A 13,404-nucleotide genomic window follows, 5' to 3' on the forward strand; every position below is an offset into this window, starting at 1 on the left:
CCACCCCGCCCAGCACCACACCGCACCGCACCACCCGGCCGAGCCCCACCAGCCGACCGCGCCCCACGAAGGAAGGCCCGCATGAAGATCTGGATCTCGTACGACATGGAGGGCGTCGCCGGCATCGTCGACTGGGACCAGTGCCGTCCCGGCGCGCCCGGGTACGCCCTGGGATGCGACCTGCTGCTGGCCGAGGTGAACGCCGCGATCGAGGGCGCGGTCGCCGGCGGCGCCACCGAGGTGCTCCTCAACGACTCGCACAGCCGCATGGCGAACCTCGACCCGCGGGCGATCGCGCAGCCCGAGGTGGTCCGGATGATCACGGGCCGCCACAAGCCGATGTACATGGTGCAGGGGCTCGATGCCTCGGTCGACGCGGCGTTCCTCGTCGGCTACCACGGCAGCATCTCCGGCGCGCCGTCCACGCTGTCCCACACGTACAACCCCGAGGTGTTCACCGGGGCCCGGGTGAACGGCGCCTGGGTCGGCGAGAGCGGCATCAACGCCCTCGTCGCGGCGCACCACGACGTCCCGATCGCGCTCGTCACCGGCGACGAGGTCACCTGGACCGAGACGGAGCCCTTCGCTCCCGATGCCGAGCACGTCGTCACGAAGACGTCGATCACCCGCGCGAGCGCCGACGCCCTGCACCCCGTCGTGTCGTGCGCACGGATCCGGGCTGCCGCGACCGCAGCCGTCGCGAAGGTGACCGCGGGCGGCATGCGCGCCCCGGACCTCCCGGCCGACACGACGCTGGAGCTCGACGTGCTGACGTCCGACATGGCCGACGTCGCCACCTGGGTCGGCGGCGTCGACCGGGTGTCCGAGCGCACCATCGCGATCAGTGGCGGCGACCTGCTGTCGGTGTTCACGCGCTTCGTCGCCGTCAACTACATCACCCGGCAGGCGGGCGGCCGATGACCGGGGCTGCGGCCGAGCAGGCGGGCCGTCGCGACGAGGAGGCCATCGCGCGCCCGCAGGGCACCCGGATCTGGGACATCGCGCCGACGCGCGGCTGGTCCCTCGCCCTGCACGGCGGCGCGGGCGGTCGGATCGCGGAACTCGCCGAGGAGGACCGGCAGCGGTTCGAGGCCGGGCTCGCGGCCGCGTACGCGGCCGGGTCGGCGGTCCTGGGCGCCGGTGGTCCCGCCCTCGACGCCGTGTGTGCGGCCGTCGAGCAGCTCGAGGACGATCCCCTGTTCAACGCCGGACGCGGTGCAGCGCTCACGGCCGAGGGCGAGGCACAGCTCGACGCGTCCGTCATGGACGGCGCGACCGGCCTGGCGGGCGCGATCGCGGCCTCCCGGCACGCACGCAACCCGGTGCTGCTGGCCCGCGCCGTCATGGAGCGGTCCGCGCACCTGTTCATCGTCGACCCCTCCGAGGACCTCGTCGCCGGCTGGGGGCTCGAGACGGCCGCGCAGGAGTACTTCATCACCGAGGCGCGCCAGCAGCAGCTCGCCCGGATCCTCGCCGACCGGCTCGTCGCACCGCGGCACGGCACGGTCGGTGCGGTCGCCCGGGACACCTCGGGCACGGTCGCCGCAGCGACCTCGACCGGGGGCATGTCGGCACAGGAGGACGGCCGCGTCGGCGACTCGCCCGTCATCGGCGCCGGCACCTACGCGCGGAACGGCCAGGCCGCGGTGTCCTGCACCGGCGAGGGTGAGGCGTTCATCCGCGGAGTCGTGTCCCACGACATCGTCGCCCGCATGCGGTACGGCGGGGCCAGCCTGCCCGACGCGGTCCGTGCCACGATCGACGAGGAACTCACCGCGCGCCACGCCAGCGGCGGCCTCGTGTCCGTCGACGCGGACGGCCGGGTCGTCGTGGCGCACAACTCGCCGACGATGTTCGCGGCGTTCCACGACGGCGATCGGCTCATGCTCCGCACCTGAGGCCGTCGGCCCGGGACCGGACACACCAGGAGGGACATGCCGATCAACGACGAGATCTTCGCCCGCATGGACGAACTCAGCCCCGCCGAGAAGAAGGTGGCGCGCACCCTGCTCGCCGCGTGGCCGAGTGCGGGACTCGACAGCGCGGCGAGCCTCGCGCGCTCCGCCGGCACGAGCACGCCGACGGTGCTCCGGCTCGTCGCGCGGCTCGGGTTCGGCACGTACCCCGCGTTCCAGGCGAAGCTCCGCGACGAGGTCGCCCACCACATGGGCAGCCCCGTCCAGCGCACGCAGGAGGGCATCGCCCACGACGGCGGCAGCGGGACCTTCGCCCGGGCCATCGCCGAGCGGGTCGGGCTCATCGAGGCGCTCCGGACGTGCGTGCCGCCGAGCGAGTTCGACCGCGCCGTCGCCGTGCTCGGGGAGCGGCCGAAGCACGTGGCCGTCATCGGGGGGTACTTCAGCCGCTACTTCGGCATGGTGTTCGCCGCGCAGCTCGACCAGATCCTGCCCGACGTCGCGTTCCTCGCCGAGCCGCTCGGGCACGATGTCGGGCGATTCCTGCGGCTGCGCCGGGGTGCGGTCGTCGTCGTCATCGACTTCCGGCGCCACGAACTCGCCGCGCAGGAGGCCGCCGCCGCCGCGAAGGAGCAGGGCGCCACGGTCGTCGTCATCACCGACACCACGCTGTCCCCGGCAGTCGAGAGCGCCGACGTCGTGCTGCCGGTCACGGTGGACGGGATCCCGTTCGACTCGATGGCACCGCTGCTCGTGCTCATCGAGGCGCTCGTCGAGGGCGTGCTCCGCGCGAGCGGTCGCCGCGGCCTCGCACGCATGAAGGAGTGGGAGGACTCGGTCCGGATCTCCCGCGCACACCGAGGGGAGCCGACGACCGGCCCCCGGGCCGTCGGCGCCGGCAACCTCGGCGCCATCGAACTCGAGGAGGAACGATGAGCGACGAGTTGCCCACCACGACCGGACAGTGGCCCCTGGCCGCCTCGGCGCGTACCGCCGCGCGGAGGCCGGACGGCACGCCCTCCCCGGCGCCGGAGCCCGTGCCGTCGGCCACGGGACCGCTCGCCGGCCAGGTGGCCGTGGTCACCGGGACCGCGCAGGGCATCGGACGGCGCACGGCTGACGACCTCGAGGCCGCCGGCGCCGTCGTCCACCGGCTCGACCGCGACGACCTCGACCTCGCCGACAGCGCCGCCGTGGACGCCTGGTTCGCCGCGCTCGGCCGCTGCGACGTGCTCGTCAACGTCGCGGGCGGCGTCGTGGGCCAGACCCACACACCCATCGAGGACCTCACCGACGCCGCCTGGGACGCCGTCTGGGCGGCGAACGTCCTGACCGCCAGGAACTGCACCCGCGCGGCCGCCCGCCTCATGAAGCCCGCCGGCTACGGGCGGATCGTCATCGTGTCGTCCGGTGCCGGTCGCAGCGTGAGCCTCACCGGCATCCAGGCGTACACGACGTCGAAGGCCGCGCAGATCGGGTTCACCCGGCAGATGGCGCACGAGCTCGGCCCGCACGGGATCACCGTCAACTGCATCGCGCCCGGGTTCGTCCTGTCGAACCCGACGACCCAGGCGCAGTGGGACTCCTACGGCCCCGACGGGCAGCGCGCCCTCGTCGAGCGGATCGCGGTCCGCCGCACCGGCACCCCCGAGGACATCGCCCGCGGGGTCGCGTTCTTCGTCGCACCCGACGCCGGATGGGTCAGCGGCCAGACGCTGTCCATCGACGGCGGACACCAGCTCTTCTGAGCCACCCGTTCCCGAGAGGACAGCATGACCACCACCCCACCGGACACCGACGTCCACGCGCAGCTCGCCGACCTCGGCGAACGGTACTTCGCCACCGAGCACACCTACGACCCGTACAACGCCACGCTCCTCGGCATCGCGGAGTTCGACCACCTGCCCGGCGACCCGAGCGAGGACGCGAGCGAGCGTGCCGCCGCGGACCTGGCGGCGATCGCGGAGGCCGCCGCGGGCCTCCCGGTCGACCGGCTCGACGACGCGGGCCGGGTCGACCACGGCGTGCTCACCGCACTCGTCCGTGGTGCGCAGCAGGACGCCGAGCACAGCCTGTGGGCGGCGAACGCGAGCGCCAAGGGGTACGTCAGCCGGCAGGGCCTCGTGTTCCAGGCCGTCCCCGCGATGACCGTCGCCGACCAGGCCGCTGCGGACCGGTACCTGGCCCGGATCGGCGGCCTCGGCGGGACCTTCGCCGCGCTCGCCGACCGGTACCTGCTCGAGGCGTCGCGCGGACGCGTGCCCACCGCCATGGGCGTGCGCCACTCGATCGAGCAGCTCGAGGGCTACCTCGCGCTCCCGCTCGACGACGACGCCCTGCTCACCGCCGTGCGCGGGACGCCGTGGTTCGACGCCGCCCGGGCACTCGTCGACGAGCGGGTGCGCCCCGCGATGTCGGCGCTCGCCGAACGGCTCCGGGTCGAGCTGCACCCGCTCGCGCGGCCGGACGACCGCGTCGGGATCTCGACGATCCCCGGCGGGGCCGAGGGCTACGCCGCCGCGGTCGCCCGGCACACGACGACCGCCCTGACGCCGGACGAGATCCACCGCATCGGCCTCGACGAACTCGAGCTGCTCCGGGAACAGTGGGCGACGATCGGACAGCGCGCGCTCGGGCTCACCGAGCCGGTCGAGATCGCCGCGCGACTGCGCACGGACCCGGCGCTGCGATTCCGGACCACGGACGAGATCATCGGGTACGCGCAGGCCGCGCTCGACCGGGCGGAGGCCGCGCGCCCCGCTGCCTTCCCCGCGTACGACATCACCGCGTGCACCCTCGAGCCGATCAACCCGATCGACGCGGGCAGCAGCGCCCTCGGCTACTACCGGCCCCCGGCGGTCGACGGCAGCCGCCCCGGCGCCTTCTGCCTGCTCGCCGACGAGCCCGAGCAGCGCTACCGGTACGAGTACGAGGCCCTGACGTTCCACGAGTCGGTGCCCGGCCATCACATGCAGCTCGCGATGGCGCAGCAGCTCGACGTGCCCCGCTACCGCCGGTACCTCGACGTCGAGGCGTGCAGCTTCAACGAGGGATGGGGCCTGTACTCCGAGGAGCTCGCCGACGAACTCGGGCTGTACTCGGACGACGTCGCCCGCCTCGGGATGCTCTCGATGCGCGCGCTCCGGGCCTGCCGACTCGTCGTCGACACGGGCATCCACCACCTCGGGTGGTCCCGGGAGCAGGCCGTGCAGTTCATGCTCGCGAACACCGCCGCCACCGAGGAGCACGTCCGCAGCGAGGTCGACCGCTACATCGCCTGGCCCGGGCAGGCCCTGGCCTACATGATCGGACGCCGCGAGATCCTCCGGCTCCGGGCGGCCGCGCAGGGTGCGCTCGGGGACCGGTTCGACCTGATCGGGTTCCACGACACGGTGCTCGGGAACGGCGCGGTGCCGCTCACCGTGCTCGGCGGAGTCGTCACGCAGTGGCAGGAGAGGACAGCAGCATGAAGGTCACCATCATCGGCGCCGGCGCGATCGGCGGCACCATCGGGGCTCGGATGCACCGCGCCGGACACGACGTCCTGCTCTGCGACGCGGATGCGGCACACGTCGCCGCGATCAACGACGACGGCCTGCACATCGAGGGGCCGGTCGAGGAGTTCACCGCGCACGTTCCGGCCGTCACGCCCGACGACCTGCCCGACACGATCGAGCACGCGATCGTCGCGGTGAAGAGCCTGCACACGGCGTCCGCCGCGGCGCTCCTGGAGGGACGGCTCGCCTCCGACGGGTTCGTCCTGACCGTGCAGAACGGCCTGACCGCCGACACCCTGCAGGCCGCCGTCGGCGCGGACCGGGTCGTGTCGAGCTTCGTCAACTTCGGTGCCGACTACCTCGGCCCGGGCCGCATCCTGCAGGGCAACGTCGCGACGTTCCGGATCGGCGAGATCGGCGGCGGACCGATCACGCCACGGGTCGGCCTGCTCGCGGACAGCCTGCCGTACGCACTGCCGACCGAGAACGTGCTCGGTTACCTGTGGGGCAAGGAGGCCTACGGCGCGATGCTCTGGGCCGGCGCGGTGTCCGACCTGACGATCGCGGACTCCCTGTCGCTGCCGCCGTACCGGGCGCTCATGACGGCCGTGGCGCAGGAGGCCATCGACCAGGCACCCGTCCCCGTCGAGTCGTTCGACGGCTTCGTGCCCGACGACCTCGACGGGTCGCTCGACCGGCTCGCCGCGTTCAACCGCAAGAGCGCCAAGGCCCGCAGCGGCATCTACCGCGACCTCATGGTGCGCAAGCGCAAGACCGAGGTCGACGAGGTGCACAAGGACATCCAGGGGCCGGTGTTCGACCGGATCGTCGCGATGATCCACGACATCGAGGAGGGCCGCCGCACGTGCGAGGTCGCGAACCTGGAGGAGTTGGCGGAGTTCGCGGCCTCCCGCTGACCACGGCGGGATCGAACCGCTCTCGTCCGTTCGCACCGCGCGCTCCGGGTGTTCCACCGGAAGCGCGCGGTGTGACCGCGGACGAGCACGCGGCCCTGCCGCAGCGCGCGCGGTGCCGTCTCCGCTCAGACGGAACCGCTGAGGGAGGTCAGGGTCGCGACGTCGGCATTGCTCGCGCGTGCCCCTGCTCGTCGAGGTGGTCGCGCCACGAGTGCTTCGGGCTCCAGCCGAGGAGCCGCCGCGCCTTCTCGATCGAGATCCCCGACGCGTCGACGCGGTCGAGTTCGCGGAGCTCGATCGCGTCGCCGTGGTGCTCGCGCACGACGGCGGCGAAGTCGTGCCCCCCGGCGTTGTCGGCCGCAGCGATGTAGAACACCTCGTGCCCGGGCAGGTCGGACTCGGCCGCGAGCACCAGGGCGTCGGCCAGGTCCTCGGCGTCGATGTAGCTGCCGAAGTTCGCGCTCGTCCGGGAGGGCTCGCGCACCTGCGGACCGAGGTTCGACTCGTAGTTGTCCTCGTTGTGCACGGTGCTCGGCCGGATCGAGATCGCACGGATGTCCGAGCGACGCACCGCGGCGTCCATGAGTTGCTCGCCGAACGCCTTCGACAGCGCGTACGGGTCCTGCGGGTACTGCGGGTGGTCCTCGTCGACCGGCAGGTAGTCGGGCAGGAACGGTCGTTCCGGGAAGAAGTTCCCGACGATGCTCTCGCTCGACACGTTGACGAACCGGCGGACGCCGAACTGCACCGCGGCCTCGATCAGGTTGAACGTCGACATCAGGTTCGTCTGGAACACCACGTGTGGCGGGTTGCCGGCCGGCTGCGGGATCGCGGCGACGTGCACGACGACGTCCGCACCGGCGACCACGGCGTACGCGGAGCCCGCGTCGGTGAGGTCGGCCTGCACGTACCTCCCGGGGACGACGACCCCGGCGTCGAACACCGGACGGACGAGGTCGACGCCGAGCACCTCGTGCCCCGCGTCGACGAACGCCTGGACGGTGGGGCGTCCGACCTTGCCCCGGGAACCAGTGACGACGACCTTCATGGTGTGTTCCTCCTGCGTGGGCAGTCCGCGGTACGTCCGACCGGGAGGGCCGGAACCAGTCCGAACGTACGCGGTGCGTGGTCGTGGCCTGACCCCCGGCCCCGGGCGCCCGGCCCCGGCGCCCGGCCTCCCCTTCCGCGAGATCGCACTCGTTGCCGTTCTGGGCGCCTCCACAACGGCGACGAGTGCGATCTGGAGCGACCGCCCGACGCAGCCGTGCTCCGTCACGGCGTGCGGGAGCTCCAGGGGAGGTCCACCGTCTGGAGGGTCGCCCGCTTGGGCTCCCGGCCGTCGCCCGACGAGCGGCCGGTGAGACGACGGCCGATCCAGGGCAGCACGTGCTCGCGCCAGTAGGCGGCACGCGACTGCCGGACCACCTCCGGTGGGAGCTCCTCCGGGAACGGGGGGAGGGGAACCTCCAGTGCGGCCAGCACGTTGCCCGCCACCCGCCGGTGCCCGAGGGCGTTGAGGTGCAGTTTGTCCGGTGACCAGTAGCGCGGCTCCATCAGTTCCTCGTCCGACCAGTTGTCCACCACGGTCACGTGGTCCTTGCTGGCCCACTGCCGGATCGCGCTCGCGAACTGGTTGCCGCGCCCCTCGACGAGACGCCCGGCCGGCAGGTTCCGCGTCATGTTCGCCACCGTGACGAACACGACCTCGGCGCCGGAGGCCACCGCACGGTCGATCGCGGCCTCGAGCCGGGCGGTGACCGCAGCAACCGAGACGCGGGCGCGGATGAGGTCGTTGTTCCCGCCGCTGATGCTCAGCAGGTCGGGACGGAGTGCGATGGCCGGCTCGAGCTGCTCGTCGAGCAGGGGTGCGAGCAGCCGGCCGCGGATGGCGAGGTTGGCGTACGTGACCGGGCCGGCCGCCGCCGCCGCGATCCCCTGGGCGACGAGGTCCGCCCACCCGCGAGGAGTGCCGTCCGGCCGTTCGTCACCCATCCCCTCGGCGAAACTGTCACCGATGGCCGCGTAGCTGCTCAACGATCTCTGCACGGGTCGATCCTGCTCCTGCGGTGACGCGCCCGTCCGTAAGCTGCCGCCATGACCGCCCCGGGCTCGACCGCGCGACGGGTCCCTCCGCGGGTCCTGCTGCTCAACGGCACGGTCGGCGCGGGCAAAACGACCACGGCCGACGCGATCGGTGCACTGCTCCGCGAGCGGGGTCTGCCCCATGCGGTGGTGGATCTCGACGCCCTCCGTCGTGTGTGGCCCGCACCGCCCGACGACCGGTTCAACGGAGCGCTCCTCGCGCGGAACCTCGCGGCGGTGGCGCGGAACGCGTGGGACGCCGGTGCCGAGCGGCTCGTGCTCGCGGGCGTCGCGGAGACCGTGGAGGACCGGAGCGCGCTCGAGGAGGCCGTCGCCGAGACGATCGTCACCTGTCGGCTGGTGGTGACGGCCGGCGAACTCCGACGGCGACTGCTCGTGCGGCACGCGCCCGGAGCGGAGCGCGACTGGCACCTCGACCGCGCGGAGGAGCTCGACGCGGTCCTCGACGGTGCTGACGTCCACGATCACGTGGTGTCGGTCGACGGCGACGACCCCGGGAGGGTCGCCACCGCGGTGCTCGATGCGGTCGGGTGGGGGCCTCCAGTGCGCTGAGCGTCGGGCAGTCCATCCGCTCGCAGGGTCGTCGTCGCGGTCAGATGCCCAGGACGAGCCGGATGCCCGCCGCGACCTGCGTCATCAAGTTGCGCTGCGACGCGCTCGAAGTGTTCGAAGTCGCTGTCCGGAACCGAGATCGCGGTCTTCATGGGGTGAGTACAACCGGTCGTACCGGTCTCGCCGCATGCGGCCCGCACGTCACGTCAGTGAACAGGCCAGGATCGTGTGCATGGCCGACACTCCGTTCCGCACCGGGTGGGTGATCGTCCGCGCGAGGTACCCCGAGCTCGTGAGCGTCGAGGTCCGCCGACGGCGCACGATCATCGCCGGCAGCGTGGCCACGGCGGTCGGGACGGCAGCCTCGCTGACCGAGATCGTCTGGCACTGGGCGACGACGCCGGCCCCGCTGGTGGTCGTCGGCCTGGTGCTCATCGCGGCCGCGTTCGGTTCGGGCGCCGCCGCGTCCCACCGCCTGTCGCTCGCGTCGCCACCGCTCTGGGCGTTCATCCCATCGGGCGACTGGCGCCGCCAGGAACGCATCGCCCGACAGTTCGCCCCGCGGCCACCGGCGATGGCCCCGGAGGACCGCGACCTGGTGATCGCCGCCGCTGAGCGTGCGCGCGACGGGCTCGTCCTGAGCGCTGCCCGGACACTGTGGCTCCCGGCCGCATGGGCACTCGTGTGGCTCGGCGTGGCCGCCGTTGGTCTCGAGGGGCGGTTCGCCTTCTCCTTGTTCACACCGCTCGGTCTCGGGCTGCTCCAGTCCTCGACGTTCATCGCCGCGGTGACCGGACTCGGCCGCATGGAGCTCGCCCGACGCCGCGCCGAGGCCCTGCCGCCGCTGCCGGAGGTCGCACCACCGCGTCGGCCCACCGGTCGTGGTCCGAGCGGATCGAAGCTGTCGCTCCCCAGCGAGTGACCGTCCCGCTCCCCGCAAGTGACCGTCCCGGCCACTCCGACCCGCGCCCTCAGGCCGCGTTCCGCCGCCGCATCGGGGATCCGTTGCGGAAGAAGTCCTCGTACCGGACGGTGTCCTCGGTCGTACCGGTCGTCCGTCGCCGCGGCATGGTCGCCGCCTTGCGGAAGAAGCGGATCTGAGCGGGTGCCACCCCGGGTTGCATCTCGTACCGGCTCATGTCGTTCCTCGGGTCCCTGGCCGATGCGGCGCTGACGCCCTGTCGTCAGCTGACGCCGCATTCGTGCGAGTGATGCTCAAACAATAGGGGCGATCCTGGCCCGCGAACAGGGGTGGACACCATGCGGTTTCCGTGCAAGCGCTGCGCCTGACGTCCTGCTCCGCGACGGTGGACGGCGAGCGGGGTCGTGGGTAGCGTGAACGCCACCACTCCTCAACGACGAGAGAGAAGCAACCGTGCGCCGAATCCTGGCGACCGTGATCGCGGCCGCAACGCTCATCGGGGCCCCGGCCCTGTCCCTCCCGGCCATGGCGGCACCGGCCGCGGCCCCACCGCGGACCGCCGCCGTCCCCGCGCATCGCGGCCCGACGACGCCCGCGAGCTACCAGAACCCGATGGCCCTGCGCCTCCCGGACGGCCAGACGGCCGCGAGCTGCGCCGACCCGACCGCCATCCACGGCGCCGGGCGCGACCGGAACTGGTACCTGTACTGCACGTCGGACGCGCTCACGGCGACCGAGACGAACGCAGACGGATCGCTCGTACAGCACACCGTCCCGACCTACCGCTCCACGGACCTGACGCACTGGACGTACGTCGGAGACGCGTTCACGACGAAGCCGGCCTGGGTCGGTGCGGCGAACGGGATCTGGGCCCCCGACGTCGTGTACCGCGCGGGCGCCCACGGGCGTCCCGGCACGTACTTCATGTACTACGCCGCGTCGGACACGCCGACCGCGACCGCGGCAACCGGCGGCGGGTCGGCCGTCGGCGTCGCGACGAGCACGAGCCCGACCGGACCGTGGACCGATTCAGGAGGCCCGGTGGTCGCCCCGCAGGAGGCCGCGAACGGTCAGGGGAAGCGCTGGGAGTTCGACCCCGAGGTGATCACCGCCAACGGCGCGACGTACCTGTACTTCGGCAGTTACTACGGCGGCGTCAACGTCCGGCAGCTCACGGCTGACGGCCTCCGGTCGCTGCCCGCCACCGAACAGCCGATCGCGATCGACAACCGGTACGAGGGCACCTACATCACCCAGCACGGCGGCTGGTGGTACTTCATGGGCTCCGCCACGAACTGCTGCAACGGTGCCCTCACCGGGTACGGCGTGTTCGTCGCGCGGTCCCGCAGTCCGCTCGGCCCGTTCCTCGACCAGGACGGCGTCTCGATCCTCAGCACCCGGGTTGGAGGCACGCCCCTCCTCGCGCAGAACGGCAACCGCTGGGTGGGCACCGGGCACAACACGGTCGTCACGGACTTCGCCGGGCAGGACTGGATCATCTACCACGCGGTCGACCAGAACGACCCGTACTACGCGGGCCAGCCGACGTACACGAAGCGACCGGCGCTCATCGACCCGCTCGACTGGGTGAACGGCTGGCCGACCGTCCGCGGGGGTGCCGGACCGTCCGATCAGCGTGAGCCCGGGCCCGTGGCGCAGCCGGGGGAGCGGCCCACCTACCGGCCGACCCTCGCACCGGTCACCGTGCCCGGCCGTCCCGTCCGGGCGGCCTCGACCGACTTCGCCGGGACGAGCCTCCCGTCGTCGCTCGCGTGGACGCGGCAGCCGGACCCGTCGACGTACTCGGTGAGCGGCGGTGCGTTCCGCTGGCAGACGCAGGCCGCGGACCTGCACCCGCCGGCGACGCCGCTCGCCTCGGTGCTCACGGAGCCCGCGCCGGCCGGTGACTACGTGGTCGAGACGAAGGTGTCGGTGGACACGCCCGCGACCGGCGATGGCGCGAACTACGCGCAGGGCGGTCTCATCGTGTACGGGGACGACGGCAACTACATCCGCCTCGTGTCCAACTCGATCTACGACACCCGGCAGACCGAGTTCGGCAAGGAGGTCACCCCGCAACCGGCGGGCGCCCCGAACTACGGGAACATGGTGGTCGGTCCGGTCGGCGACTGGACGACGCTCCGGATCGTGCACCACACGGTCGAGGGGAAGAGCGCCTACACCGCGTACACGAGCGTCGACGGGCGGCACTTCGTCAAGGGCGGCACGTGGACGGCCGATCTCGGGGCGCACCCGCGGATCGGGCTCATCTCGCTCGGGGCCTCCGGGTTCACGAGCACGTTCGACTACCTGCACGTCAGCGGGGCGGTGACGCTCGGGCGCTGACCCCCCCCGCACCCGCACCCGCACCCGCGACACTTGCGAGATCGCAGCTGTTGTCGTTCTGGCATCACCCAGAACGGCAACGACTGCGATCTCGCGGAGAAGCGGAGAAGCGGAGAAGCGGAGCAGCGGTGAGGGAGCGCGGGGTAGCGTCCCCCGCGTGACCGACTCCACGCCAGACACCCACACCCCCACCACCGCCCGCGACGCCGACCTGCCCACGACCATGCGGGCGGTGCGCTTCGACGCGTACGGCGACCGCTCGGTCCTCCGGGTCGACGAGGTCCCGGTGCCCGAGGTCACGGGTGACCGCGTCCTCGTTCGCGTCCGCGCCGCGGGCACGAACCCCGGCGAGGCAGCGATCCGGCAGGGCGCGATGGCGGAGCAGTTCCCGGCGACGTTCCCGTCCGGACAGGGCACCGACCTGGCGGGCGTGGTCGCGGCGATCGGCGAGGACGTCACGCAGTGGACCGTCGGGGACGAGGTCCTCGGGTGGTCGTGGGAGCGGTCGAGCCAGGCCGAGTTCGTCAGCGTCCCCGAGGGGCAGCTCGTCGCCAAGCCGCGGCGCCTGTCGTGGGAGATCGCGGGCGCGCTCGACGTCGCCGCGACGACCGCGTACGCCGCCGTGCGGGCCGTCGACCCCCGCCCGGGCGAGACCGTCGTCGTCTCGTCCGCTGCGGGTGGCGTCGGCGGCATCGTGACGCAGCTCCTCGTGGCGAAGGGCGTCGACGTCATCGCCGTCGCGTCCGAGGCGAACCACGAGTGGCTCCGCTCGGTCGGCGCCCGTCCGGTGGCGTACGGGGACGGCCTGGAGGACCGGGTGCGACAGGCGGGTACGAACGGCATCGACGCGCTCATCGACACGCACGGGCCGGAGTACGTGCGGCTGGGCATCGCGCTCGGGGTCCCCGCGGCGCGCATCGAGACGATCATCGCGTACGAGGCCGCGGCCGAGGTCGGTGCGAAGACCGACGGGAGCGTCGACGCCGCGTCCCAGGAGGTCCTCGCCGAACTCGCGGGCCAGGCCGCCGACGGCACGATCACGGTGCCGATCGTCGCCACGTACCCGCTCGACGCGGTGCAGGACGCCTACGCGGAGCTCGAGCAGGGTCACGCGCGCGGCAAGATCGTGCTCGTGCCCTGACCGGTCATGC

The 13,404-nt window shown here is 72.8% G+C and carries 13 protein-coding genes; 10 read left to right on the plus strand and 3 right to left on the minus strand.

The genetic code is table 11. The features are described 5' to 3' along the window. Positions 1-81: 81 nt before the first annotated feature. The 6 genes from DEI92_RS06715 to DEI92_RS06740 are packed head-to-tail and all read left to right on the plus strand — an operon-like array spanning position 82 to position 6,330. Entirely contained in the window at positions 82-921 is an 840-nt protein-coding gene (locus DEI92_RS06715) for a M55 family metallopeptidase (protein WP_111012900.1), read from the plus strand. Continuing rightward, entirely contained in the window at positions 918-1,898 is a 981-nt protein-coding gene (locus DEI92_RS06720; RefSeq protein WP_111012901.1) for an isoaspartyl peptidase/L-asparaginase family protein, read from the plus strand. The genes DEI92_RS06715 and DEI92_RS06720 overlap by 4 nt, the downstream gene beginning before the upstream one ends. A gap of 36 nt (positions 1,899-1,934) precedes the next feature. Beyond that, positions 1,935-2,852: a MurR/RpiR family transcriptional regulator gene (locus DEI92_RS06725; RefSeq protein ID WP_111012902.1), complete on the plus strand. Its 918-nt coding sequence runs from the start codon at positions 1,935-1,937 to the stop codon at positions 2,850-2,852. Next, positions 2,849-3,664 carry an SDR family NAD(P)-dependent oxidoreductase gene (locus DEI92_RS06730; RefSeq protein WP_111012903.1) on the plus strand — a complete coding sequence of 272 codons (816 nt, stop codon included), beginning with the start codon at positions 2,849-2,851 and terminating at the stop codon, positions 3,662-3,664. Before DEI92_RS06725 ends, DEI92_RS06730 begins: the two co-directional genes overlap by 4 nt. Positions 3,665-3,688: 24 nt before the next feature. After that, on the plus strand, positions 3,689-5,386 hold the full coding sequence (locus DEI92_RS06735) for a DUF885 family protein (protein ID WP_111012904.1): 1,698 nt from the start codon (positions 3,689-3,691) through the stop codon (positions 5,384-5,386). Continuing rightward, positions 5,383-6,330: a ketopantoate reductase family protein gene (locus tag DEI92_RS06740; protein WP_111012905.1), complete on the plus strand. Its 948-nt coding sequence runs from the start codon at positions 5,383-5,385 to the stop codon at positions 6,328-6,330. The genes DEI92_RS06735 and DEI92_RS06740 overlap by 4 nt, the downstream gene beginning before the upstream one ends. A gap of 148 nt (positions 6,331-6,478) precedes the next feature. Here the strand turns inward: DEI92_RS06740 and DEI92_RS06745 are convergent, their stop codons facing one another. After that, on the minus strand, positions 6,479-7,378 hold the full coding sequence (locus DEI92_RS06745; protein WP_111012906.1) for an NAD(P)-dependent oxidoreductase: 900 nt from the start codon (positions 7,376-7,378) through the stop codon (positions 6,479-6,481). 224 nt (positions 7,379-7,602) lie between these two features. After that, positions 7,603-8,376 carry an SGNH/GDSL hydrolase family protein gene (locus tag DEI92_RS06750; RefSeq protein WP_258370108.1) on the minus strand — a complete coding sequence of 258 codons (774 nt, stop codon included), beginning with the start codon at positions 8,374-8,376 and terminating at the stop codon, positions 7,603-7,605. A 48-nt stretch (positions 8,377-8,424) separates the two neighbouring features. On the opposite strand from DEI92_RS06750, the gene DEI92_RS06755 reads away from it, so the two are divergent. Further along, on the plus strand, positions 8,425-8,985 hold the full coding sequence (locus tag DEI92_RS06755; protein WP_258370109.1) for a hypothetical protein: 561 nt from the start codon (positions 8,425-8,427) through the stop codon (positions 8,983-8,985). Between the two features lie 232 nt (positions 8,986-9,217). Then, positions 9,218-9,907 carry a hypothetical protein gene (locus DEI92_RS06760; protein WP_111012909.1) on the plus strand — a complete coding sequence of 230 codons (690 nt, stop codon included), beginning with the start codon at positions 9,218-9,220 and terminating at the stop codon, positions 9,905-9,907. 49 nt (positions 9,908-9,956) lie between these two features. Here the strand turns inward: DEI92_RS06760 and DEI92_RS16515 are convergent, their stop codons facing one another. Further along, positions 9,957-10,124, minus strand: a complete 168-nt coding sequence (locus tag DEI92_RS16515) for a hypothetical protein (protein WP_181434721.1) — start codon at positions 10,122-10,124, stop codon at positions 9,957-9,959. A gap of 236 nt (positions 10,125-10,360) precedes the next feature. On the opposite strand from DEI92_RS16515, the gene DEI92_RS06765 reads away from it, so the two are divergent. Continuing rightward, a complete protein-coding gene (locus DEI92_RS06765) occupies positions 10,361-12,253 on the plus strand; it encodes a family 43 glycosylhydrolase (protein ID WP_111012910.1) in 1,893 nt (630 codons plus the stop codon). Between the two features lie 157 nt (positions 12,254-12,410). Further along, positions 12,411-13,394 carry an NADP-dependent oxidoreductase gene (locus tag DEI92_RS06770; protein WP_258370110.1) on the plus strand — a complete coding sequence of 328 codons (984 nt, stop codon included), beginning with the start codon at positions 12,411-12,413 and terminating at the stop codon, positions 13,392-13,394. The last annotated feature ends 10 nt before the right edge of the window (positions 13,395-13,404 follow it).

The sequence above is a fragment of the Curtobacterium sp. MCBD17_034 genome, assembly GCF_003234515.1.
Classification (GTDB): domain Bacteria; phylum Actinomycetota; class Actinomycetes; order Actinomycetales; family Microbacteriaceae; genus Curtobacterium.

What these genes read in the sequence shown, in the direction of transcription:
- DEI92_RS06755 (WP_258370109.1), top strand. Translation starts at nt 8,425, where the DNA reads ATGACCGCCCCGGGCTCGACCGCGCGACGGGTCCCTCCGCGGGTCCTG.
- DEI92_RS06730 (WP_111012903.1), top strand. Translation starts at nt 2,849, where the DNA reads ATGAGCGACGAGTTGCCCACCACGACCGGACAGTGGCCCCTGGCCGCC.
- DEI92_RS06760 (WP_111012909.1), top strand. Translation starts at nt 9,218, where the DNA reads ATGGCCGACACTCCGTTCCGCACCGGGTGGGTGATCGTCCGCGCGAGG.
- DEI92_RS16515 (WP_181434721.1), bottom strand. Translation starts at nt 10,124, where the DNA reads ATGAGCCGGTACGAGATGCAACCCGGGGTGGCACCCGCTCAGATCCGC.
- DEI92_RS06735 (WP_111012904.1), top strand. Translation starts at nt 3,689, where the DNA reads ATGACCACCACCCCACCGGACACCGACGTCCACGCGCAGCTCGCCGAC.
- DEI92_RS06725 (WP_111012902.1), top strand. Translation starts at nt 1,935, where the DNA reads ATGCCGATCAACGACGAGATCTTCGCCCGCATGGACGAACTCAGCCCC.
- DEI92_RS06715 (WP_111012900.1), top strand. Translation starts at nt 82, where the DNA reads ATGAAGATCTGGATCTCGTACGACATGGAGGGCGTCGCCGGCATCGTC.
- DEI92_RS06720 (WP_111012901.1), top strand. Translation starts at nt 918, where the DNA reads ATGACCGGGGCTGCGGCCGAGCAGGCGGGCCGTCGCGACGAGGAGGCC.
- DEI92_RS06740 (WP_111012905.1), top strand. Translation starts at nt 5,383, where the DNA reads ATGAAGGTCACCATCATCGGCGCCGGCGCGATCGGCGGCACCATCGGG.
- DEI92_RS06745 (WP_111012906.1), bottom strand. Translation starts at nt 7,378, where the DNA reads ATGAAGGTCGTCGTCACTGGTTCCCGGGGCAAGGTCGGACGCCCCACC.